Annotated in this window: 21 protein-coding genes; 11 read left to right on the top strand and 10 right to left on the bottom strand. The window is 71.9% G+C overall.

Annotated features, from left to right (window positions below; all coding sequences use genetic code 11):
* Positions 1-18: 18 nt before the first annotated feature.
* Positions 19-213, bottom strand: a complete 195-nt coding sequence (locus LV75_RS05150; RefSeq protein ID WP_091369973.1) for a ubiquitin-like protein Pup — start codon at positions 211-213, stop codon at positions 19-21.
* Between the two features lie 253 nt (positions 214-466).
* Positions 467-1,975 carry a depupylase/deamidase Dop gene (gene dop, locus LV75_RS05145; RefSeq protein WP_253885440.1) on the bottom strand — a complete coding sequence of 503 codons (1,509 nt, stop codon included), beginning with the start codon at positions 1,973-1,975 and terminating at the stop codon, positions 467-469.
* 169 nt (positions 1,976-2,144) lie between these two features.
* Between dop and LV75_RS05140 the strand changes: the two genes are divergently transcribed.
* Positions 2,145-2,645: an NUDIX hydrolase gene (locus tag LV75_RS05140; RefSeq protein ID WP_253885439.1), complete on the top strand. Its 501-nt coding sequence runs from the start codon at positions 2,145-2,147 to the stop codon at positions 2,643-2,645.
* On the opposite strand, the gene LV75_RS05135 is transcribed toward LV75_RS05140, so the two are convergent.
* Together LV75_RS05135 and arc are read right to left on the bottom strand one after the other, a co-directional pair.
* Positions 2,629-3,309, bottom strand: coding sequence for a hypothetical protein (locus LV75_RS05135; protein WP_253885438.1), 681 nt, complete (start codon positions 3,307-3,309; stop codon positions 2,629-2,631). The two genes, LV75_RS05140 and LV75_RS05135, sit on opposite strands and share 17 nt — an antisense overlap.
* 247 nt (positions 3,310-3,556) lie before the next feature.
* Positions 3,557-5,377, bottom strand: coding sequence for a proteasome ATPase (arc, locus tag LV75_RS05130; RefSeq protein ID WP_253885437.1), 1,821 nt, complete (start codon positions 5,375-5,377; stop codon positions 3,557-3,559).
* Positions 5,378-5,749: 372 nt separating this feature from the next.
* On the opposite strand from arc, the gene LV75_RS05125 reads away from it, so the two are divergent.
* The 3 genes from LV75_RS05125 (at position 5,750) to LV75_RS05115 (ending at position 8,283) form a co-directional block, all read left to right on the top strand.
* Positions 5,750-6,541: an Rv0361 family membrane protein gene (locus LV75_RS05125; protein ID WP_253885436.1), complete on the top strand. Its 792-nt coding sequence runs from the start codon at positions 5,750-5,752 to the stop codon at positions 6,539-6,541.
* Positions 6,542-6,752: 211 nt separating this feature from the next.
* Positions 6,753-7,448, top strand: coding sequence for a hypothetical protein (locus LV75_RS05120; RefSeq protein WP_253885435.1), 696 nt, complete (start codon positions 6,753-6,755; stop codon positions 7,446-7,448).
* A 73-nt stretch (positions 7,449-7,521) separates the two neighbouring features.
* Entirely contained in the window at positions 7,522-8,283 is a 762-nt protein-coding gene (locus LV75_RS05115; protein ID WP_253885434.1) for a hypothetical protein, read from the top strand.
* A 449-nt stretch (positions 8,284-8,732) separates the two neighbouring features.
* Here the strand turns inward: LV75_RS05115 and LV75_RS05110 are convergent, their stop codons facing one another.
* Complete coding sequence (locus LV75_RS05110) at positions 8,733-9,617, bottom strand: RecB family exonuclease (protein WP_253885433.1); 885 nt, start codon at positions 9,615-9,617, stop codon at positions 8,733-8,735.
* A gap of 110 nt (positions 9,618-9,727) precedes the next feature.
* Here LV75_RS05110 and LV75_RS05105 point away from each other — a divergent pair, with 110 nt between their 5' ends.
* Positions 9,728-10,861 carry a site-2 protease family protein gene (locus LV75_RS05105; protein WP_253885432.1) on the top strand — a complete coding sequence of 378 codons (1,134 nt, stop codon included), beginning with the start codon at positions 9,728-9,730 and terminating at the stop codon, positions 10,859-10,861.
* A 67-nt stretch (positions 10,862-10,928) separates the two neighbouring features.
* Positions 10,929-11,762, top strand: a complete 834-nt coding sequence (locus LV75_RS05100) for a tRNA (adenine-N1)-methyltransferase (protein WP_253885431.1) — start codon at positions 10,929-10,931, stop codon at positions 11,760-11,762.
* 513 nt (positions 11,763-12,275) lie between these two features.
* On the opposite strand, the gene LV75_RS05095 is transcribed toward LV75_RS05100, so the two are convergent.
* Together LV75_RS05095 and LV75_RS05090 are read right to left on the bottom strand one after the other, a co-directional pair.
* Positions 12,276-12,539, bottom strand: coding sequence for a phosphoribosyl-ATP diphosphatase (locus LV75_RS05095; protein WP_253885430.1), 264 nt, complete (start codon positions 12,537-12,539; stop codon positions 12,276-12,278).
* Positions 12,536-13,243, bottom strand: a complete 708-nt coding sequence (locus LV75_RS05090; protein ID WP_344800213.1) for an HAD family hydrolase — start codon at positions 13,241-13,243, stop codon at positions 12,536-12,538. Before LV75_RS05090 ends, LV75_RS05095 begins: the two co-directional genes overlap by 4 nt.
* A gap of 148 nt (positions 13,244-13,391) precedes the next feature.
* Here LV75_RS05090 and LV75_RS05085 point away from each other — a divergent pair, with 148 nt between their 5' ends.
* Together LV75_RS05085 and LV75_RS05080 are read left to right on the top strand one after the other, a co-directional pair.
* Positions 13,392-14,288 carry a PAC2 family protein gene (locus tag LV75_RS05085; RefSeq protein ID WP_253885492.1) on the top strand — a complete coding sequence of 299 codons (897 nt, stop codon included), beginning with the start codon at positions 13,392-13,394 and terminating at the stop codon, positions 14,286-14,288.
* A complete protein-coding gene (locus LV75_RS05080; protein ID WP_253885429.1) occupies positions 14,285-15,415 on the top strand; it encodes an MFS transporter in 1,131 nt (376 codons plus the stop codon). Before LV75_RS05085 ends, LV75_RS05080 begins: the two co-directional genes overlap by 4 nt.
* Positions 15,416-15,442: 27 nt before the next feature.
* Here the strand turns inward: LV75_RS05080 and mshC are convergent, their stop codons facing one another.
* The gene (mshC, locus tag LV75_RS05075; protein ID WP_253885428.1) at positions 15,443-16,669 is read right to left on the bottom strand and encodes a cysteine--1-D-myo-inosityl 2-amino-2-deoxy-alpha-D-glucopyranoside ligase; all 1,227 of its coding nucleotides are present in this window, start codon (positions 16,667-16,669) and stop codon (positions 15,443-15,445) included.
* Between the two features lie 168 nt (positions 16,670-16,837).
* Here mshC and LV75_RS05070 point away from each other — a divergent pair, with 168 nt between their 5' ends.
* On the top strand, positions 16,838-18,025 hold the full coding sequence (locus tag LV75_RS05070; RefSeq protein ID WP_253885427.1) for a S8 family serine peptidase: 1,188 nt from the start codon (positions 16,838-16,840) through the stop codon (positions 18,023-18,025).
* The gene (locus tag LV75_RS05065; protein ID WP_253885426.1) at positions 18,022-18,261 is read left to right on the top strand and encodes a hypothetical protein; all 240 of its coding nucleotides are present in this window, start codon (positions 18,022-18,024) and stop codon (positions 18,259-18,261) included. Before LV75_RS05070 ends, LV75_RS05065 begins: the two co-directional genes overlap by 4 nt.
* Before the next feature lie 33 nt (positions 18,262-18,294).
* Here the strand turns inward: LV75_RS05065 and LV75_RS05060 are convergent, their stop codons facing one another.
* Both LV75_RS05060 and LV75_RS05055 read right to left on the bottom strand, forming a co-directional pair.
* Positions 18,295-19,401 (bottom strand): aminotransferase class V-fold PLP-dependent enzyme, encoded by a 1,107-nt coding sequence (locus tag LV75_RS05060; protein ID WP_253885425.1) that lies wholly within the window; start codon positions 19,399-19,401, stop codon positions 18,295-18,297.
* A gap of 19 nt (positions 19,402-19,420) precedes the next feature.
* The gene (locus LV75_RS05055; RefSeq protein ID WP_253885424.1) at positions 19,421-20,200 is read right to left on the bottom strand and encodes an ion transporter; all 780 of its coding nucleotides are present in this window, start codon (positions 20,198-20,200) and stop codon (positions 19,421-19,423) included.
* Positions 20,201-20,214: 14 nt separating this feature from the next.
* Between LV75_RS05055 and LV75_RS05050 the strand changes: the two genes are divergently transcribed.
* A complete protein-coding gene (locus LV75_RS05050; protein WP_301318610.1) occupies positions 20,215-20,883 on the top strand; it encodes a DUF427 domain-containing protein in 669 nt (222 codons plus the stop codon).
* The last annotated feature ends 56 nt before the right edge of the window (positions 20,884-20,939 follow it).

Here is a 20,939-nt window from a genome sequence, read left to right as displayed (position 1 = left end):
CTGGTCGGCAGGGGACCCTCACTCGCCGCCCTTCTGCACGTAGGCGCGGACGAAGTCCTCCGCGTTCTCCTCGAGGACGTCATCGATCTCGTCGAGGATGGCGTCGGTGTCGTCGCCGAGCTTCTCCCGGCGCTCCTGACCGGCCGCGGTGGTGTCCTCCGCGCCGTCGTCGCCGTCTCCGCCGCCTTGACGCTGCGTCTGCTCCTGGGACATCTCGCCCTCCCGGTGTCGACTGGGGCCCTACCGGAAACACTACCCAGCCGGACCGACTTTCGTCGCGGGCCGCGCCGGGGACTTGATCAACCGGCCCCGATCACCGGGGCCGCCGCTCGGTGAGCAGCTTTTTCCCGCGTGAAGGCGGCACCCGGCCCGCCCTGTTCGGCAGCGGGCCGGGCCCTTGCTGTGGCGCCCAGCCTGTGAGACCGGCACGGGTGTCGCGGCCCGCGCGGTACGGGCCGGGCCCGCGCTAACGCCGTGCGGCGCCGGTCAGGGCGTCGACGAGCTCCTCGGCGGTGTTGGCGGCGTCGAGGAGGGCCCCGACGTGGGCCTTCGTGCCGCGCAGCGGTTCCAGGGTGGGGATCCGGACCAGCGACTCGCGGCCGAGGTCGAAGATCACCGAGTCCCAGGAGGCGGCCGCGATGGCGCTCGGGTAGCGCTCCAGGCAGCGGCCGCGGAAGTAGGCCCGGGTGTCCAGCGGCGGGGTGGTGATGGCCGCGCGGACCTCGTCCTCGGTGACCAGGCGCTTCATCGAGCCCCTGGCGACCAGCCGGTTGTAGAGGCCCTTGTCCAGGCGCACGTCGGAGTACTGCAGGTCGACCAGCTGCAGCCGCGGCGAGGACCAGGCGAGCCCGTCGCGGGCCCGGAAGCCCTCCAGCAGGCGCAGCTTGGCGGGCCAGTCCAGCCGGTCGGCGCACTCCATCGGGTCGCGGCGCAGCGCGTCGAGGATCTCGCCCCAGGTGCGCAGCACGTCGCGCGAGACGCGGTCGGGGTCGGTCTTGTCGACGTTCTCCGAGACCAGCTCGTGGTAGGCCTGCTGCAGGTCGATACCGGTGAACCGGCGGCCGTTGGCGAGCTCCACGGTGGCCTTGAGCGTCGGGTCGTGGCTGAGCACGTGCACCGCGCGGACCGGGTCGGCGAGCTTGAGGTGGTCGAAGCGGATCCCGGCCTCGATCAGGTCGAGCACCAGCGCGGTGGTGCCGACCTTGAGGTAGGTGGCGGTCTCGGCCAGGTTCGCGTCGCCGATGATCACGTGCAGCCTGCGGTACTTGTCGGCGTCGGCGTGCGGCTCGTCGCGGGTGTTGATGATGCCGCGCTTGAGGGTGGTCTCCAGGCCGACCTCGACCTCGATGTAGTCCGCGCGCTGCGAGAGCTGGAACCCGGCCCCGTCGCCGGAGGCGCCGAGACCGACCCGGCCGGAGCCGCAGATGACCTGGCGGGAGGCGAAGAACGGGGTGAGGCCGCCGATCACCGAGACGAACGGGGTCGAGCGGGCCATCAGGTAGTTCTCGTGGGTGCCGTAGCTGGCGCCCTTGTTGTCGATGTTGTTCTTGTAGAGCTGCAGCCGGGGCTGGCCGGGGACGGTGGCGGCGCGCAGGGCGGCCTCCTCCATCACCCGCTCCCCCGCCTTGTCCCAGATGACCGCGTCGCGCGCGTTGGTGACCTCGGGCGCGGAGTACTCGGGGTGGGCGTGGTCGACGTAGAGCCGGGCCCCGTTGGTGAGGATGACGTTGGCCGCGCCCAGGTCCTCCACGTCCGGGTCCGAGGGCGCCATGCCGGGGACGCCGAGGTCGAAGCCGCGCGCGTCGCGCAGCGGGGACTCCACCTCGTAGTCCCACCTGGCCCGCCGGGCGCGCGGGATGTCCGCCGCCGCGGCGTAGGCCAGCACGACCTGGGTCGATGTCAACACCGGGTTCGCCGTCGCGTCGCCCGGCACCGCGATGCCGTACTCGACCTCGGTTCCCATGATCCGCCGCATACGGCAAGCCTACGGGTCCGCACCGACCGCCTCGCCGTGACACGGGCCCCGCAGGCGAACCCGGTGCGGTCGTCGGAGGGCGGTGGCCGCCGGGCGGGTGACTGTTGGGCGGGTGACTGCTGGGCGGTAACTACGGTGGCGGCAGGAGATCGGGCGTGGAGGGGGCGGCATGGAGGTCGTGGCGCACTACGACGCGGCGGGGGCGGTCATCGGCGCGGTTCCCCGGCCCAGGATGCGGGCGGAGGGACTGTGGCACGCGTGCACGTCGGTGTTGCTGCGCTCGGGTGACGGCGAGCGGGTGTACGTGCACCGGCGCACCGACACCAAGGACATCTTCCCCGGCGCGCACGACTGTTGGGCCGGTGGCGTCGTGGCGGCGGGCGAGTCTGTCGAGGACTGCGCGACGCGGGAGCTGGCGGAGGAGTTGGGCGTAAGCGGGGTGCCGCTGACTCCGCTGTTCACCCTGCCGGTAGAGCTACCGCCGTTGCGGGTGCACGTGTTCGCCTACGAGACCCACTGGGACGGCCCTGTGGTCCACCAAGAGGCTGAAGTGGCCGACGGGTGGTGGATGTCCGTGGACGAGCTGCGGGACCGGCTGGGCGACCCGTCGTGGCCGTTCGTGCCGGACGGGAAGCTGGCGGCGCTGGAGTGGCTCAGACGCCTCGGGTGAGCGCCTCGGCCGCCTTCAGGGCGACGCGGGCGATCGCGGCCTTGGCGCGGGCGGCGGTGCTCGCCTCGACGGTGATGACCGTGGCGAGGCGACCGTTGGCGAACACCACGGTGCACGAGGACTTCCCCGTGCTGGTGGCGCACCACGTCAGCTGGTCGTCCGCGCCGGTCAGCGCGGGTAGCGCCACCGACTCGTCCACCTGGTAGGTGACGCTGCCGGAGCGGAACGACTTGCAGTCCAGCCCGTCGCGCACGGCCTCGACGAACGCGGCGGTGTCCTCGGCGTAGAGCACGACCTGGCGGAGCTTGGCGCCGCTGGGGTAGGTCCAGGTCGCCTGGCGGGCGGTGGCGGGGCCCAGCGCGATCCCGCAGTCCGGTAAGGCGGTGATCGGCGTGGCGGCCGGGTCGCTCTCGACCTCCTCGGCGGCCAGGTCGGCCGCCGACAGCACGGCGCGGGCGGCGACGGCGTCCGGGCGCGGTGTCGTGGTCGTGGGGACCGCGGCGCGGGTCGACGGGACGCCCTGGACGACCCCGGGCTGGGCCTGGGCGGCCTGGCTCGTGGGGTCGTCGTAGTAGGTGTAGAGGTCGTTGGGGCGGTTCGAGCAGGCCGCGAGCGCGGCCAGGGGAAGCGCGGCGACGGCGGCGAGGGCGCGGGCCCGGGGCAACGGTCGTCCCTTCGAGGGGAGGCGGGTGATCAACCGACCGTACCGGTAGGGATCACCACCGCGTCCGGGCCCCGGGTGCCCGCGGTGGTCGAGGCGGGCGTCCGGCGGGCTTGGCCCGCGGTTCACCTCGGTGTGGCGCCGCGTTCGACCCCCCGTGGCCGCTGGGTGCGATGGTCTGCGCTGGACGGGTCTGGACACGGCGGTGGGCCCCGACCAGGGGGTGGTCGAGGCCCACGCGCGCGCTGTCCTACAGGTACTGACCGGTGTTGGTGGCGGTGTCTATCGCCCGACCGGACTCCTGGTTCTTGCCGGTGACCAGTGTCCGTATGTAGACGATGCGCTCACCCTTCTTGCCGGAGATGCGCGCCCAGTCGTCGGGGTTGGTGGTGTTGGGCAGGTCCTCGTTCTCGGCGAACTCGTCCACAATGGCGTCCAGCAGGTGCTGCACCCGCAGGCCGGGCTGGCGGGTCTCCAGCACCGACTTGATGGCCGCCTTCTTCGCCCGGTCCACGATGTTCTGGATCATCGCGCCGGAGTTGAAGTCGCGGAAGTACAGGACCTCCTTGTCCCCGTTGGCGTAGGTCACCTCCAGGAACCGGTTGTCCTCGGTCTCCTCGTACATCCGCTCCACGGTGTGCTGGATCATCGCGTCGATGCACACCCGCTTGTCGCCGCCGAACTCGGCGAGGTCGTCGGCGTGGATGGGCAGGTTGGTGGTGAGGTACTTGGAGAAGATGTCGCGGGCCGCCTCGGCGTCCGGCCGCTCGATCTTGATCTTCACGTCCAGCCTGCCCGGTCGCAGGATGGCCGGGTCGATCATGTCCTCCCGGTTGGACGCCCCGATGACGATGACGTTCTCCAGGCCCTCCACACCGTCGATCTCGCTGAGCAGCTGCGGGACGATGGTGGTCTCCACATCGGAGGAGACACCGCTGCCGCGGGTCCGGAAGATCGAGTCCATCTCGTCGAAGAACACGATCACCGGGGTGCCCTCGGAGGCCTTCTCGCGCGCCCGCTGGAAGATCAGCCGGATGTGCCGCTCGGTCTCGCCGACGAACTTGTTGAGCAGCTCGGGACCCTTGATGTTGAGGAAGTACGACTTGGCGTCCTTGGGCGCGTGGTCCCCGCGCGCCGCGGCCACCTTCTTGGCCAGGGAGTTGGCCACCGCCTTGGCGATCAGCGTCTTGCCGCAGCCGGGCGGGCCGTAGAGCAGCACGCCCTTGGGCGGGCGCAGCTCGTACTCGGCGAACAGGTCCTTGTGCAGGAACGGCAGCTCGACCGCGTCGCGGATCTGCTCGATCTGCCGGAACAGGCCACCGATGTCGGCGTAGTCGACGTCGGGCACCTCCTCCAGCACCAGGTCCTCGACCTCGGCCTTGGGCACCCGCTCGTAGGCGTAGCCGGACTTGGCGTCCACCAGCAGCGAGTCACCCGGCTTGAGCGGCGCCTCGGTCAGCGGGTCGGCGAGCCACACCACCCGCTCCTCGTCGGCGTGCCCGACGACCAGCGCGCGGGTGGCGACCTCCTCGCCGTCGACGGCGAGCAGTTCGCGCAACGTGGACACCTCACCGGTGCGCTCGAAACCACCGCCCTCCACGACGGTGAGCGCCTCGTTGAGCCGCACCGACTGGCCCCTGCGCAACTCGGTGCCGTCCACAGCGGGCGACACCGAGACCCGCATCCTGCGGCCCGCGGTGAACACGTCCACAGTGCCGTCGTCGTGGCCTTGCAGGAACACGCCGTAGCCGCTGGGCGGCTGGGCGAGGCGGTCGACCTCTTCGCGCAGCGCGAGCAGCTGGCTCCTGGCCTCCCGCAACGTGTCGACCAGCTTGGTGTTCCGCTCGGTGAGCTGGTTCACCCGCTCGGTCGCCTCCGCGAGCCGCTGCTCGAGCAGCCGCGAATGCCGTGGCGATTCCGTCAGTTTCCGGCGAAGCAGAGCGACTTCCTCTTCGAGGAAGCGGATCTGCGCGGCCTCGGACACCTCGGGGCGCTCGCGCCCAGGGTCCACCGCGCCTCCGTGCTCACCGTCGGCGTTATCTGGCCGACTGCCGGGACGATCGTGCTGCATGTCGGCACCTCCTCCCGAACTCGTACCCCTACGGTACCGGCGATCACCGACAAGGACAGAGCATCGACATGTCGGAACTTGCGTGTCACCCGGGCGCAACACTCGCTTGGCCGCACCGGGTCCGCCATCCCGGTACTGGCGGGAACCGGCCAAGCGTTACCGTGCGTCCGCGCGCTAGGCCGACCGCGTGTGTAGTCCGGAGTGTCGCGACAGCACCGGTTGTGTTACCGACACGGGCACCACCGCCTGGTCGGCGCCCGGTGGCGTGACACGATCTACCGCCGCCGCGCGATCACCCCGCCAGGACGCGCAGCCACCGCAGCACCACCAGCCACTTCGCCAGCGACCAGCCAGGACGAGAGCCCGGGGACGATGACACAACCGCCGCACGACCCGTACGCAGGACAGCCGCAGCAGGGCGGGCAGCAGCCTGACCAGGGCGGATACCAGCAGGCGTTCCCCCAGCAGACCCAGTTCCTGCCCTCGGGCGCCTTCCCCACCCAGGACCCGTCGGCCCAGCCGCAGCCGCCCCAGCAGCAGCCCGCCCAGCCGGAGTACGGGCAGTACCCGGGCGCGCAACCGGGTGCTCACCCGGCGCACCCCCAACCGGGCATCCCACAATCCGGGCACTACCCGCCGGGGCAGTACCCGGGCGCCGAGCAGTTCCAGCCGGGTGGCTACGCGCCGCAACCGGGCCAGTTCCCCCAAGCGGGTGGGTATCCGGGCGCGCACGGTCCGCAGCCGACCGGCTACCCGTACGGCAATCCCTACGGCCCGCCGCGGCGCAACAACCTGCCGTGGATCCTGGCGGGCGGCGGCCTGCTGGCGATCGGGATCGTGGTCACGCTGGTGCTGGTGCTCAGCGGCGGCGGCACCGGGTCCCCGCGCGGCACGACCGAGTCGTTCATCGACGCCGTGGTGGGGCGCGACGCCGAGGCGTTCAACAAGGTGATGTGCGACGCCGACGACCACACCACCCAGGCGGAGATCGACAAGGACAGCAGCTTCAAGGTCACCGACACCGAGATCACCAAGGTCACCGAGAACGGCGACACGGCGATCGGCGAGTTCACCGCGACCATCAGCGGCCGCAAGACCACCGTGCAGCTGCGGCTGCGCAAGAAGGCCGACCAGTGGTGCGTGGACCGGATCAGCGGCGGCTGAGCCGGGCCGTGCCCGTTTCGTCACCCGATCGAGGCCGGTCGGCGTGGTGGGCCGGGCGTGTCGGGGGTCCGACGGCCAATACCATGTGCACCCGGCGACGGGATACGGTCGGCGGTGGAACGCGGCGGTGGCCCCAACCGTCTACCCCGCATGAGCCGCCCGGCGCGGCAGCGAGCAGCACCCCGCAGTCCACACGGAAGTCAGGACGACGATGACCTACCCTCCGCAGCAGCCTGGGCCCTACGGCCAGCAGCCGCAGCAGCCCGGCGGCTACGGGAACCAGCCACCGCAGCCGGGGCCCTACGGGCCGCCGACCAGCCAGTTCCCCCAGCAGGGCGGGTACCAGGGGCTGGGCGGCTTCCCGGGTGGCGGCGGGCAACCGCCCAAGCCGAGCAACACCGGCAAGATCGTGGCGATCGTGATCATCGCCGTGCTGGTGCTCGGCGGTGCCGGGGTCGGGGTCTACTTCTTGACCAAGGACGGCAAGAGCGGGGCGGGCGGCGGGGGCGCGACGAGCACCAGCGCGCCCAAGACCACGGGCAAGAAGTCGGGCACCGACGAGCCCACGACCACCACCAAGGCGGCGCCGGACACCTCCGGCCCCCAGGAGGTCGTGGACAACTACGTCAAGGCCTACGAGGGCAAGAGCTTCGGCTCGGTGACCTCGAACGCGTGCGAGGCGTACAAGAACAAGTACGGCACCGACACCTCGGCGCTGGAGAAGGAGCTGGCGGACTTCGAGATCACCGCCACCGCCAACGGCGAACCGACCGTCTCCGGCAGCTCGGCGACCGCGCTCATCGACCTGGTGCTCACCAAGGGCACGACGAGCAAGGACGCCAGCATCAAGATCAAGATCGTCAAGGAGAGCGGCGAGTGGCGGTTCTGCGGCGAGGAGGAGGCCTGAGCACCACCGCACCGACCGAGACCGCAGCCACCGACACCGCAGCAACCCAGACAGCACGAGCCGGGGATCACAGATGACCTACCCTCCGCAGCAGCCGGGACCCTACGGGCAGCAGCCCGATCCGTACGGCCAGCAGCAGCCGCAGCCCTACCAGCAGCAGCCCGACCCCTACGGTCAGCAGCAGCCGCCGCAGCAGGACCCGTACGGGCAGCAGCAGCAGTACTACGGCCAGCAGCAGCCGCAGCAGTTCGGCCAGGACCCCTACGGCCAGCAGCAGCCCTACGGCTACGGCCAGCCGATGGGCGGCCCGCCGAAGAAGAAGAACAACGGCCTGATCATCGCCATCGTGGTGATCGCCGTCCTCGTCGTCGGCGGCGGGGTGGGCGCGTACTTCCTGCTCCGCGACGACAACTCGAGCGCCTCCCCCGGTGGCAGCCCGACCTCGACCACCACCAAGAAGGCTCCGACCACCACGGAGGAGCCCGAGGAGACGACCACCACCAAGAAGTCCTCCCCCACCAAGACCACCGAATCCGGCGGCGGCCAAACCGGCGGCGGCGGCGAGGACCTCAAGGCAGCGGGCGCCAAGTACGCCGAAGCCGTCAACGCCAAGGACGAGGCAACAGCGAAGTCCCTGACCTGCTCCGGCGACGCGGGCATCATGTACACCAGCGTCGCGCCCAACGGCGGCAAGGTGACGGTGGTTGGCGAGCCGGAGACCTACGGTGACAGCAACGGCAAGGTCGACACACAGGTAACCGTGGCAGGCTCGGCACCGATCGACTTCCCGATCGTGTTCGAGAAGAAGTCCAAGGGTTGGTGCGTGTCGCTTTAAGCGGGTTTGCATGGAAGGGCCAGCGGGGTACTCCCGCTGGCCCTTTCGCTTGTTTGCGGTGGGGTTACCCACAATGCCCTCTGCTGCCCACAGGCGCTGGTTGCTGCTCCCGGTTTGTCAGCGCCTCTAGGTAGGCTGCATATCGGGGCTTGACCTCAAGGGGTCATCTCGCCACCATGTTTGACCAGTAGTTCGTTTAGTTTCTCGACGGGTTTGTACCAGCCAAGGGTCTGGAGTGGGCGGCCGTTGAGCTCGCGGGCGACCCGGTCGAGGTGGGCTTGAGAGTGGACCGACAGGTCCGTGCCTTTCGGGAAATACGGACGAAGAAGACGGCAAGCAACGCCCCGTGGACAGCAGAAGACGTTGTGGACAACCCGCCACTACGGCACGCACCCACAAGCATCCCACGGCCTCAGAATGCCCCAGTCCGGCCGACGATTCAGAGACTGCTAATCGGCGCGGTCCAGTGGTGATTCCTCACCGGGGTCAGGTTCTGGCCAACCTGGATAAGGCGGCGGCGTTCCGCCGAATTCCGGGCAGCGGGCTTGGTGTGAGCACCAGCCGCACAGTTTTGACTTGTTCGGGCGGAAATCGCCCGTCTTCCCGGCCCGCAGGATCGCCGCCCAGATCGCGTCGAGGGTGCGTTCGAAGCGGGCCAGTTCGGCCTCGTCGGGGGTGTAGGCGAGGGATTGGCGGTCGGACAGGTACATCAGGCGGAGTTGGCGGGGGACCTCACCGCGTAGGCGCCAGATGGCCAGGGCGTAGAACTTCATCTGGAAGAGGGCTTTGGCCTCGCCGATCTCGCGGGGCGCTGTGCCCGTCTTGTAGTCGACGACGCGGATTTCGCCGGTGGGGGCGACGTCGAGGCGGTCGATGTAGCCGCGGAGCAGGACGCCGGAGGGGAGTTCGGTCTCGACCAGCAGTTCGCAGGCGTCGGGCTCCAGGCGGCGGGGGTCTTCGAGGGCGAAGTAGCCGTCGATCAGGCCGTTCGCGGTGGCGAGCCAGTCGGCGGGGTCCTCGCCCTCCTCGAAGATCGCGGCGAGGCCGGGCTCCCCGGCCAGCAGAGCTGCCCAGGTCGGTTCCAGCAGGCCGTGCGCGGTGTCGGGCACCCGCTCGGCGGCGGGCAGGCCGTAGAGCCGCTCCAGCACCGCGTGCACGACGGTGCCGCGCACCTGGGCCTTCGTCGGGGTCTCCGGGAGCCGGTCCACGGCGCGGAAGCGGTACAGCAGCGGGCACTGCTTGAAGTCACCCGCCCGCGACGGCGACAACGCGGGGCGCCGCCGGGTCGTGCGGTCCGCCGCCGGTACCGGGATGGGTTCGGTGTCGGTCGCCATGGCGCAAACCCTAGTGTCGACCACCGACAGCCCCCGGCACCGCACCGCCCGTGTCCGGCCGCGACCGCGGATCACCCCCGTCCCACACCCGCCCGGTTACGCTGTGCGGGGTGTCGGGCACCACACACCACCTCCCCGCCGCTGGCGGCGGACTGCTGCTGTTCCGCTATAGCGGCGTGCCCGTCGTGCTCGCGCCGTCGTGGTGGTTGGGCGCGCTCGCCGTTGTCGTCTTCTACGCGCCGCTCGTGGGTTCGTTGATGCCCGGCGCGGACATGGTCACCTCGGTCCTGCTGGCCGCCGCGTTCGCCGTGCTGCTCGGCATCTCCGTGCTCGCCCACGAACTCGGCCACTGCGTGGTCGCCCTGCGGTTGGGCCTACCGGTGCGCAGGCTCCGCCTGTTCCTGCTGGGCGGCCTCTCGGAGATCGCCCGAACCCCGCGCCGCCCGGGCCACGAGGGCGTGGTCGCCGCGGCCGGACCGGCGGTGTCGATCGCGCTGGCGGGCGGCTGCGGGCTGGCGCTGCTGGCGATCCCACCCGGCGGCCCGGTGTGGCTGCTCGTGCTCGAGTGCGCCTTCGCCAACACCGCCGTCGCTGTGTTCAACCTGCTGCCCGGGCTCCCGCTCGACGGTGGTCGGATGTTGCGCGCGGGCGTGTGGGCCATGACCGGTCGCCGCGGCACCGGCACCCGGGCGGCGGTCGTCGGTGGCTGGGCGGTCGCCGGGCTGCTGGTCGTCTGGGCGTTGTGGGGTGTCGTCGAGCAGAGCCCGGACCGGTGGCTGCGGTTGGGCGTCTGCCTGCTCACGGCCTGGTTCGTGGTCGCCGGGGCCAGTGGTGAGCTGGCGGCCGAGCAGCGCCGCGGCTGGCCGGAGGGCCTCACCCTGGCCGACGTCGTGCGGCCGGTGCTGCAGCTGCCCGCGGAGAGCCCGGTCGCCGACGCGCTGGCCGCCGCGGCCGGGCGGGGCGTGGTGCTGGTGCGCGCGGACGGGGTCGCCGCCGGGTTGCTCGACGAGGTCGCCGCCCGCGAGTTGGCCGCGACCTCGCCGTTCTCCCCGGCCGAGCACGCCGCCGAGCCGATCCGCCCGGAATCGGTGCTGCTGGCCTCGGAACCGGGTGAGGAGATCGCCGAGCGGGTCATGGAGACCCCCGCCTGGCAGTTCGTGGTCGTCGACGACGAGGGCAGGCCGTGCGGGGTGCTGCGCCGGGAGGACCTGCACGCCGCGCTGCGCGAGCACGGACCCGCCTGACAGGGCCGCCGCACCGCTCTGCGACCATCTCCCGACGGTTGAGGACGGCAGGGAGGGCGAGGTTCGGGTGTCGGCACGCAAGGTCAGCGGTCCGTTCGAGGCGGGGGACCGGGTGCAGCTCACCGACCCCAAGGGCAGGCACTACACGCTCATCCTCGAACCGGGCGAGAAGTACCACACCCACCGCGGCGCGCTGGCCCACGACGACATCATCGGCCAACCCGAGGGCTCCGTCGTCAGCTCGGTGGCGGGCACGGCGTACCTGGCCCTGCGACCGCTGCTGGCCGACTACGTGCTGTCGATGCCGCGCGGCGCCCAGGTGATCTACCCCAAGGACGCCGCCCAGATCATCATGCACGGCGACATCTTCCCCGGCGCCCGCGTCCTGGAGGCCGGTGCGGGCTCCGGCGCGCTCACCTGCTCCCTGCTGCGCGCCGTCGGCCCCACCGGCACCGTGACCTCCCACGAGATCCGCGCCGACCACGCCGAACACGCCGAGCGCAACGTCATCCAGTTCTACGGCGAACACCCCCCGAACTGGACCCTCACCGTCGGCGACCTGGCCGACCACACCGGCGAGGCCGACCGCGTCATCCTCGACATGCTCGCCCCCTGGGACGTCCTCCCCACCGTCGCCCGCAGCCTCATCCCCGGCGGTGTCCTGGTGGTCTACGTGGCCACCACCACCCAACTCTCCCGGGTGTCGGAGGCGCTGCGCGAGCAGACCTGCTGGACCGAGCCCTACGCCTGGGAAACCCTGGTCCGCCCCTGGCACTCCGTCGGCCTGGCCGTGCGCCCAGAACACCGGATGATCGCCCACACCGCCTTCCTCATCACCGCCCGCCGCCTAGCCGACGGCGTGGTCACCCCCCGCCCCCAACGCCGCCCCAGCAAGGGCTGAGCCCCCCAGAGGCCCCGAGAACCGCGCCACCAGCAGTAGCGCGACCACATCGCACCAACCCGGTCGCTCGCCCCCAAGCGCATCGCCTGCCCCTGGACACCCGGCCGCCCCTGGTGCCAACCTCCTGCGACCCCGGGCGTCATACCCTCCTGGGCAACCCCGCGTTCTTCGGTAGCCGCTGGCGCCAACCCAGCCCCTCTACCCCGACAGCAGTGCGAGCCACTGGACACTCGGATGCTTCGGTGCCAGCCCAGCCCGTCCTCGTCGACGCTGCCAACCCAGCGCCTGGACAGTCGGACTCGCTGGTGCCAACTGCTCGATGGGTGGACCTGTTTTGTGTGGGGGGACGGCACCCGTAGCGTTTCCACGCGGCAGGGCCATGCTTTTCGGCCCCTGCTTTGCGGTCCTGCCACGGGTGTCGTAGAGGCCCCGCACAAAACAGGTTCGCCCCATCGAGCCGACCGCATTGCCGCGGATCGAACGCCGAGCTTGCCGCTAGGCGACGAGGGCGGATCAGAGGTACCGGTAGACGTCCTCCAGTGACAACCCGCGGCCAAGCATCAAGACCTGTACGCGGTAGAGCAGCTGTGAGATCTCCTCCGCCAGCTCCTCGTCGCTCTGGTACTCGGCGGCGATCCAGACCTCGCCCGCTTCCTCGATGACCTTCTTGCCCTGGGCGTGCACGCCGTCGTCGAGTGCTTTTACCGTGCCCGAGCCCTCCGGGCGGTTCTCGGCTCGGTCACTGAGTTCGGCGAACAGCTGGTCGAAGGTCTTCACGCCGGACGATCCTGCCACCCGGTGGCCATGACCGCGCGCAGCAGGTCCTCGTCCAGGCCGAGCAGGGAGTCGCGGAAGACCCGGCGGGGGCCCGCGGGGACCGGGACCTCGCACGGGACGACCAGTACGACGCAGCCCGCTGAGGTGGCTGAGGTGGTGCCGGTGGGTGAGTCCTCGATGGCCAGGCAGTCGGTCACGTCGACGCCCAGGGCGGTGGCGGCAAGCAGGTAGGGGTCGGGCAGGGGCTTGTTGCGGCCGTCGACCTCGTCGCCGCAGAGGGTGGTGTCGAAGTGGTGGCGGCCGAGGGTGTCGAGGGCCACTTCGGTGAGGGCGCGCTCGGTGGAGGTGACCAGGGCGACCGGCAGGCCGGTGGCGCGGACGGCGCGCAGGGCCTCGGGGGCGCCGGGGCGGAAGGTCAGCCGGGTGGCGAACAGCTCGCGCATCCTGGCCGTGATCCAGTCCATGGCCTCCCGCACGTCGTCCCCGGTCGGCACCCGGCCGACCCCGCCGAAGAGCAGGCCCATGCTGGTGGGGACGTTGCTGCCGACCATCGCCGCCCTGATCTCGGGGGTCAGCGGGGCGCCCAGCTTGAGCGAGTACTCGCTGAGCGGGATGTCCCACAGCTTCTCCGAGTCCAGCAGCGTGCCGTCCATGTCCCACAGGACCGCGGCCGGTAAGCCATCCACAGTGGACGGTCTGGGCACGGGGGCGTCCTCCGCTCGCTCGACGTCGCTGACCACCGGGCGCTGACCCGGCCGGGCCGCGGCGTCGCGGCACGTCCCCAGCCTACGATCTCCCCCGCCGGGCGCGTAGCCGTAGGCTGACCCGGTGACCGACCCGGACCACCCGAACATGGCTGCCGACCGCGAGCCCTCGGCTCGGCAGGAGCTCGTCGACCCCGTCTTGGTGGCGGCGTTCGAGGGCTGGAACGACGCGGGCGACGCGGCGAGCACCGCGATCGAGCACCTGCAGCTGACCTGGGACGCGAGCCCGCTGCTGGAGATCGATCCGGACGACTACTACGACTTCCAGGTGACCAGACCGACCGTGCGCATGGTGGACGGTGTCACGCGGAGGGTGGAGTGGCCGACGACGCGGCTGTACCTGTGCAGGCCGCCCGGGTCCAACCGGGACGTGGTGCTGGTGCACGGCATCGAGCCCAACATGCGGTGGCGCAAGTTCTGCGCCGAGCTGCTCGGGCACATCGAGGAGCTCAACATCACCACGGTGGTGACGCTGGGCGCGCTGCTGGCCGACACCCCGCACACCCGCCCGGTCCCGGTGACCGGCACGGCCTACGACGCGACCTCGGCGGCCCGCTTCGGCCTGGAGCGCTCGCGCTACGAGGGCCCGACCGGCATCGTCGGGGTGCTGCAGGACGCCTGCGTGCGCGCCGGGGTGCCCGCGATCTCGATCTGGGCCGCGGTGCCGCACTACGTGTCGCAGCCGCCCTCGCCCAAGGCGACGCTGGCGCTGCTGCACCGGGTGGAGGAGGTGCTCGACGTGGAGGTGCCGCTGGGCACGCTGCCCGAGCAGGCCGAGGAGTGGCAGCAGACGGTCAGCGAGATGGCCGAGGAGGACGAGGACGTGCGCAACTACGTGCGCGCCCTCGAGGAGCGCGGCGACGCGGAGGACACGCTCAACGAGACCAGCGGTGACGTGATCGCCGCGGAGTTCGAGCGCTACCTGCGCAGGCGCCGCCCGGGGCCCGGCCGGGGCGGTTCCGGGCCCGGCCCGACCGGCGTGTGAGCCGCGGTACCCCCACCGCCACCGTCGTCGCGCTGTACGCGGGTGGTTTCCTGGGCCCGTTCGCGGGCGGCATCGTCACCTCGATGCTGCCGGAGCTGGGTGCGGACTTCGGGGTGTCCACCCAGGTCGCGTCCTACTCGCTGACGGCCTACCTGGTGCCGTTCGCGGCGCTGATGCTGTTCTCCGGCACGCTGGGCGCCCGCTGGGGCGCCGCGCGCAGCGTGCGGGTGGCCTACCTGGTGTACGTGGTGTCGTCGGTGGTGTGCGTGCTCGCCTCGACGTACCCGGTGTTCCTGGCCGCGCGGGCGGTGCAGGGCGGGGCGAACGCGTTCACCACTCCCCTGCTGCTGGCCGCGATCGCCACCGTGACGCCGCCGGAGCGGTTGGGCCGCTCGCTGGGCCTGTTCGCCTCGTTGCAGGCCGCGGGGCAGACGAGCGCGCCGCTGCTCGGCGGGCTGGCCGCGGAGGTGAGCTGGCGGTACGCGTTCCTGGGGGTCGCCGCGGTGTCGGCGGTGCTGGCGTTCGCGGGGTTGCCGGAGCGGATGCGCGAGCGGCAGCGGACGCACGCGACCCTGCGTTCGGCGTGGCGGCCCGCGGTGCTCAAGGCCGGGTGGCTCGCCCTGGTCGGTTGGGCCTGTTTGGGCGGTATGTCGGTGTTGTTGGCCGTGCGCGCCGAGGACGCGTTCGGGTTGAGCGCGGCCGAGCGGGGGCTGGTGCTGACCGGGTTCGGCGTGGTCGGTCTGCTCTCGGCGCGGCCGGTGGGGCGGGCGATCGACCGGATCGGGGCGCGGCGGGCGGTGCTGATCGGGTCGGTCGCGGGCGCGGTGCCGGTGGCGCTGGTGGGGACCCTGACGTGGTTGCCCGCGGTGGCGGCGCTGTGGGCGGTGACCGGGGTGGCCGCGCAGTTGGTGCTGACCGGGGTCAACGCGCTGGTGTTGGGCGGGGACGGTCCCAACCGGGCGGGTGCGGTGTCGGTGGTGCAGTCGTTGCGGTTCACCGGGGCCGCGGTGTCCCCTTTGGCCTTCACCCCGCTGTACCAGGTGGCGCCCTGGCTCGGCTTCGTCGTGCCCGCGGTGTTGGTGACCGTCTCGGCCGTACTGCTGCTGGGCGGGCGCGAGGTCCCCTAGCGCGGCGGCGCGCTAGGGGACCGACCGCTACAGCTCGATGCCCAGCAGGGCGTCGACGGCGGCCTTGACCGCTCCCGGCGCCGTCGGGTCCGCGCCGCCCTGGCTCGCCCACGCGTCGATCGCGGCGAGGGCGCTGGGGGTGTCCAGGTCGTTGGCCAGGTGGTCGCGCAGCCGGGCGATGACGTCCTCGGCGGGGGCGCCCGCCTCGGCGCTCACCGCGCCCCGCCAGCGGGCCAACCGGGCCCCGCCCTCGGCGAGGACGGCGTCGGTCCAGGACCGGTCTTGGCGGTAGTGGCCCGAGAGCAGGCCGAGCCGGACCGCCATCGGGTCGACCTTGTCGGCGCGCAGCCGGGACACGAAGACCAGGTTGCCGCGCGACTTGGACATCTTCTCGCCGTCGAGGGCAATCATCCCGCTGTGCGTGTAGTGCCGGGCGAACGGGTGCTGCCCGGTCAGCGCCTCGGCGTGCGCGGCGCTGTACTCGTGGTGCGGGAAGATCAGGTCGGAGCCGCCGCCCTGCAGGTCGAAGGTGATCCCGAGCCGGTTGAGGGCGATGACGCTGCACTCGATGTGCCAGCCGGGTCGGCCGGGGCCGAGCTCGCTGTCCCACTTGGGCTCGCCGGGGCGGGCGGCGCGCCACAGCAGCGCGTCGAGCGGGTGCCGCTTGCCCACCCGGTCGGGGTCGCCGCCGCGCTCGGCGAAGAACCGGTTCATGGTCGGCTCGTCGTAGTTGGACTCACCGCCGAAGCGGCCGGTGGCGGTGTGGTCGAAGTAGACGTCCGGGTACTCGGGGTCGTCCACCCGGTACGCCGCGCCGTCGGCGAGCAGCTTGGCGACCGCGGTGACGATCTCCGGGATGGACTCCACCGCGCCGACGTACTCGCGCGGCGGCAGCACCCGCAGCGCGACCATGTCCTCGCGGAACAGCGCGGTCTCGCGCATCCCGAGCACGACCCAGTCGTCCTGGTCGCGCTCGGCCCGCTCCAGCAGCGGGTCGTCGATGTCGGTGATGTTCTGCACGTAGTGCACCTCGTGGCCGTTGTCGAGCCACTGCCGGTGCACCAGGTCGAAGGCGAGGTAGGTGGCCGCGTGCCCGAGGTGCGTCGCGTCGTAGGGGGTGATCCCGCAGACGTACATCGTCGCGGTCGGCCCGGGGGCGGTCGGTCGGACCTCCCCGGCGGCGGTGTCGAACAGCCGTAGCGGCCGAGGCGTGCCAGCGACCCGCGGCACCGGGTGGGATTGCCAAGTCTGCATGCTCCGACAGTAAACGCCCGGCCGCCCCCGGCAGGCGTGTGCCACGGGGTGGACGGTCCGGTTCCGGTCCGGATCCCCGCCACCCTGCGCCATTGGTGTGACTCCCGTTACACCCAACCGGTGTTGGCGATCACCCTTGAAGGGGGCACGGCGGCGGAAGGGGCGGACATGACCAATCCCGAGGACAGCACGACCGAGGAGACGACCGGGCGGTTCCTGGTCCTGCTGGAGGACGGCGCGATCGAGGCGGGCACCCGCGCGCTCAACCAGATCGCGGGCATCCGCACGGTCAGCACGGCCGAGGCGGCAGGCGCGGAGTTCCCCGGTCCCGACGGGCTGGTGTTCGACCGGCTGGGGGTGGCGGTCATCGACGCCGACCCCGACCAGCTCACCGCGCTCGGCCTGGCCGTCGACCAGCCCGGCCCGATCGCGGCGCTGGAGGCCGAGCGGCGGGTGTACGCGATCGCCGCGCCCGCCGAGGAGGCGGCGCCGGGGCCGCAGATCGACGAGTCGGTGTTCACCTGGGGGCTGCAGGCGGTCGGGGCGCACAAGAGCGCGGCGACCGGCAAGGGCGTGCGGATCGCGGTGCTCGACACCGGGTTCGACGCCGAGCACCCGGAGTTCGCCGGGCGCGCGGTGACCACGGCGTCGTTCATCACGGGTGAGACGGTCGAGGACGGCCACGGGCACGGCACGCACTGCATCGGCACCGCGGCCGGTCCCCGGACCCCGGGCGGCGGCGCGGGCTACGGGGTGGCCCACGAGGCGGAGATCTTCGCGGGCAAGGTCTTGAGCAACGCCGGGTCCGGGTCCGACGGCGGCATCCTGGCGGGCATCGCGTGGGCGGTGTCGAACAACGCCCAGGTCGTGTCGATGTCGCTGGGCGCGGCGGTGCGGCCGGGGACCCCGTACTCGCAGACCTACGAGCGGGTGGCGAGCCGGGCGCTGGCGCAGGGCACGCTGATCGTCGCGGCGGCGGGCAACGAGTCGCGGCGGCAGGAGAACAAGATCAGCCCGGTCGGGCACCCGGCGAACTGCCCGTCGGTGCTGGCCGTCGGGGCGATCGACGTGGCGACCGCGCTGGGCTGGTTCTCCTGCGGCACGGTCGACCTGATCGGCGCGGTGGACGTGGTGGCGCCCGGGGTGGACGTGTACTCGTCGTGGCCGCGGCCGAAGAACCACAACCGGATCAGCGGCACCAGCATGGCGACCCCGCACGTCGCGGGCATCGCCGCGCTGATCTCGCAGGCCACCGGGGCGCGCGGCTGGGAGCTGTGGGCGCGCCTGCACCAGGCGGCGCGCCGGTTGCCGCTACCCTCGGTCGACGTGGGTGCTGGTGTGGTGCAGGCTCCGTGAGCGTTCCGGTCCTGGTGACCGTCGACGACGGCGCGCTCGGCTCGCTCACGGCGGTGGTGGCGGCGTTGGAGTCCGCCGGGATGCGGGTCGACCGCGTCCTGCCGGAGATCGCCACCATCACCGGGGCGGCCGAGCCCGCCGTCTTCGGCGCGCTGCGCGCGGTGTCCGGTGTGGACGGTGTGGAGCGGGCCGGGCCCGGCTTCTCGATCCCGCACCCGGGCAAGGGCGTGCAGTAGTCAGCGGGCTCAGTAGTCAGCGGCGCGCGGTGGTCAGCGATCGGCGGCGACCGCGGCGGCGAGGGCCTCGAACCCCGCCTCGGTCACCGTGATCGTGGCGCCGAGGCGGAGGTAGCCCTGCCCGCCGTAGAAGTGCACCGCGGTCTCGATGTTGTGGTGGGTGCTGAGTTCGTCGTAGTAGCGGTAGGCGTCCTCGACGCTGGTGACCCGCCCCTGCGGCAGTGCGACCAACCGCATCAGGGGTGCGTGGTGCGGGCTCGCCTGGCCGTCGGCGCCAACGGCGTCCGAGACGATCCGGACGCCCTCGTCCAGGAGCCGGGCGCTTGCCGCCACCGCGTCCCACCCGCCGATCTCGTGCCAGAACGCCAACCCGTCCGGCAGCGCCATCCAGGCCGTGTAGTCGGCGGTGCCCGCGTGGTCGAACCAGGCGGGGAACTCCAGCGGGTGGTTGAAGGAGGGCACGAGGGGCAGGATCCGGTCGCGCCACGGTTCGGCGATGTGCAGACCCGCTGTCGCCCGGGGCACGTAGGCCCACTTGTGGAAGTTGCCCACCCAGAAGTCCGCGCCGGTGTCGGCGGGGCGCTGGTCGAGGTGGCCGGGCACGTGCGCGGCGTCGACGAACACCGGGACGCCGTGCTCGTGGGCGACCTCGACGACCCGCTCGACCGGCAGCACCAGCGCGGTCACCGAGGTGATGGCGTCGACGATGACCAACCGGGTGGTCGGCCGGATCCCGACGGCGAACGCGGCCACGACCTCCGCCGGGGTGGCGTCCACCGGGAACGACACCTGCCGGACGAGCGCGCGGTCCTGGCAGGCGAGCAGCACCGCCTGGTAGCCGTGGTCGGACACCAGGATCTCGTCGCCGTCGGCGAACGGGATCGAGGCCAGCACCGTCGCCACCGCCTCGGTGACGTTGCGCACCAGGACCAGCCCGTCGGACCCGAGGAACTGCGCGCCCGCGACCCTGGCGCGCGCGACGAGCGGGATCGTCTCGACCCGGTGGAAGCGCATCGGGTTGGTCTCGGCGCGCTTGGCGTACTCGGCCCGCGCCCGGATCACCGCGCGGGGCACGACCCCGACGCTGCCCGGGTTGAGGTGGTGCACGGCGGGATCGAGGTCGAAGCGCGCGTCGCTCACCCGGCCATCATGGCAGCGATCACCGGTCGGGCGGGTCCTGCTCCGGCAGGTTCTTGTGGGCGTCGGCGCGCACCGCGGCGCGGATCTGCTCGATGTTCTCGCGCAACAGGTCCGAGATGAGCTCGTCGGTGCGCGGGTCGGCCAGCATCTCCAGCAGGACGCGCAACGTGGCGTCGGTGACGGTGCCGACGACCTCGTCGTGGAAGGGCATCCGGCGGAACAACCCGGCTTGCGGGTCTTGGCGGATCTTCTCCAGCACCATCGCGCGGATCTCGGCGCGGTTCTCCTCGAGCGCGCTGGCGAGGTTGCGCGCGTAGTGCCCGGTGCGCAGGACGGAGACGACCTCCTCCAGCACGGCCACGGTCAGCGGCTTCTTGACCACGTCGATCAGCACGCCGCCGAAGCGCGCCATCGCCCGGTGCGCCAACTCCTCGCCGACGGAGCGGTCCACGGGGCGCCGCAGCCGGGTCAGCTGGACGCCGATGCGCACGACGCGCAGCACCCGGAACACCCGGAACCACAGGCTGGCCACGGGGACCATGCCGACCAGGTCGTACCAGTTGACCAGCACGAACCGGCGGGTGAAGCCCGCCGACCACCAGCGCGCCAGGAACTCAACGGCGAACGCCGCGCACAGCCCCCGGTCGACCCAGGTGATCAGCCGGACCTGGTCGGGCGGCGGGTGCCAGAACCTCAGGTAGGCCAACAGGCCCACGGCGAGCACGGCCAGCAGGAGCATCGCCCAGTCGTCCAGCGAGACGCGGTGCTTGCGCTGCGCCGGTGCGGGGCTGATGACCATGGGGAAAACCTTTCATGCCGCCACGCGCGCGGCCACTCGCGGGTACCGTCGGTGCCGTGACCGGACCCCTGCGCGTGGAGCGCTCACCCAAGCGGGTCCGGGCGTACCGCGGCGGCGCCCTGGTGGTGGACTCGACCGCGCCGCGACTGGTGTGGGAGCGGCAATACCCGACGTACTACTTCCCGGCGGCGGACGTGCGCGCGGAGTTGGTGCCGCCCGGGGCGTTGCGGGTGGCCGACGAACCGGAACTGGCCGGGTTGGCGCGGGTCGCCTGGGACGCGATGGACGAGTGGTTCGAGGAGGACGAACCGGTCTACGTGCACGCGCGCGACCCGTACACCCGGGTGGACATCCTGGCCTCCTCGCGGCACGTGGTCGTGGAAGTCGGCGGGACACGGGTGGCCGAGTCGCGCAGGCCCAGCGTGCTGTTCGAGACCGGGTTGCCCGCGCGGTTCTACCTGCCGCGCCACGACGTGCGGATGGACCTGCTGCGACCGTCGCGCACGACGACGATGTGCCCGTACAAGGGAACCGCGACCTACTGGCACGTGGTGGTCGACGGGGTCGTGCACGAGGACCTGGTGTGGTGCTACCGCTCGCCGCTGCCGGAGAGCCAGAAGATCGCCGGGTTGGTGGCCTTCTACCCGGACCGCGCGACGCTTACAGTGTCCACTGAGGACTGATCGGTTGCTCTCCCACCACACCGGCCGCCGATCGGTTTCCCAGCACCGCGCGGTTC

This window comes from Actinokineospora diospyrosa, assembly GCF_024171925.1.
Classification (GTDB): domain Bacteria; phylum Actinomycetota; class Actinomycetes; order Mycobacteriales; family Pseudonocardiaceae; genus Actinokineospora; species Actinokineospora diospyrosa.
This window is presented reverse-complemented; position numbering and strand designations above follow the sequence as displayed.

Bases quoted from the DNA above. Each gene is read 5' to 3' on its own strand.
- LV75_RS05150 (WP_091369973.1), bottom strand. From the start codon at position 213: ATGTCCCAGGAGCAGACGCAGCGTCAAGGCGGCGGAGACGGCGACGAC.
- dop (WP_253885440.1), bottom strand. From the start codon at position 1,975: ATGCGGCGGATCATGGGAACCGAGGTCGAGTACGGCATCGCGGTGCCG.
- LV75_RS05140 (WP_253885439.1), top strand. From the start codon at position 2,145: ATGGAGGTCGTGGCGCACTACGACGCGGCGGGGGCGGTCATCGGCGCG.
- arc (WP_253885437.1), bottom strand. From the start codon at position 5,377: ATGCAGCACGATCGTCCCGGCAGTCGGCCAGATAACGCCGACGGTGAG.
- LV75_RS05125 (WP_253885436.1), top strand. From the start codon at position 5,750: ATGACACAACCGCCGCACGACCCGTACGCAGGACAGCCGCAGCAGGGC.
- LV75_RS05120 (WP_253885435.1), top strand. From the start codon at position 6,753: ATGACCTACCCTCCGCAGCAGCCTGGGCCCTACGGCCAGCAGCCGCAG.
- LV75_RS05115 (WP_253885434.1), top strand. From the start codon at position 7,522: ATGACCTACCCTCCGCAGCAGCCGGGACCCTACGGGCAGCAGCCCGAT.
- LV75_RS05110 (WP_253885433.1), bottom strand. From the start codon at position 9,617: ATGGCGACCGACACCGAACCCATCCCGGTACCGGCGGCGGACCGCACG.
- LV75_RS05085 (WP_253885492.1), top strand. From the start codon at position 13,392: ATGGCTGCCGACCGCGAGCCCTCGGCTCGGCAGGAGCTCGTCGACCCC.
- mshC (WP_253885428.1), bottom strand. From the start codon at position 16,669: ATGCAGACTTGGCAATCCCACCCGGTGCCGCGGGTCGCTGGCACGCCT.
- LV75_RS05070 (WP_253885427.1), top strand. From the start codon at position 16,838: ATGACCAATCCCGAGGACAGCACGACCGAGGAGACGACCGGGCGGTTC.
- LV75_RS05055 (WP_253885424.1), bottom strand. From the start codon at position 20,200: ATGGTCATCAGCCCCGCACCGGCGCAGCGCAAGCACCGCGTCTCGCTG.
- LV75_RS05050 (WP_301318610.1), top strand. From the start codon at position 20,215: ATGCCGCCACGCGCGCGGCCACTCGCGGGTACCGTCGGTGCCGTGACC.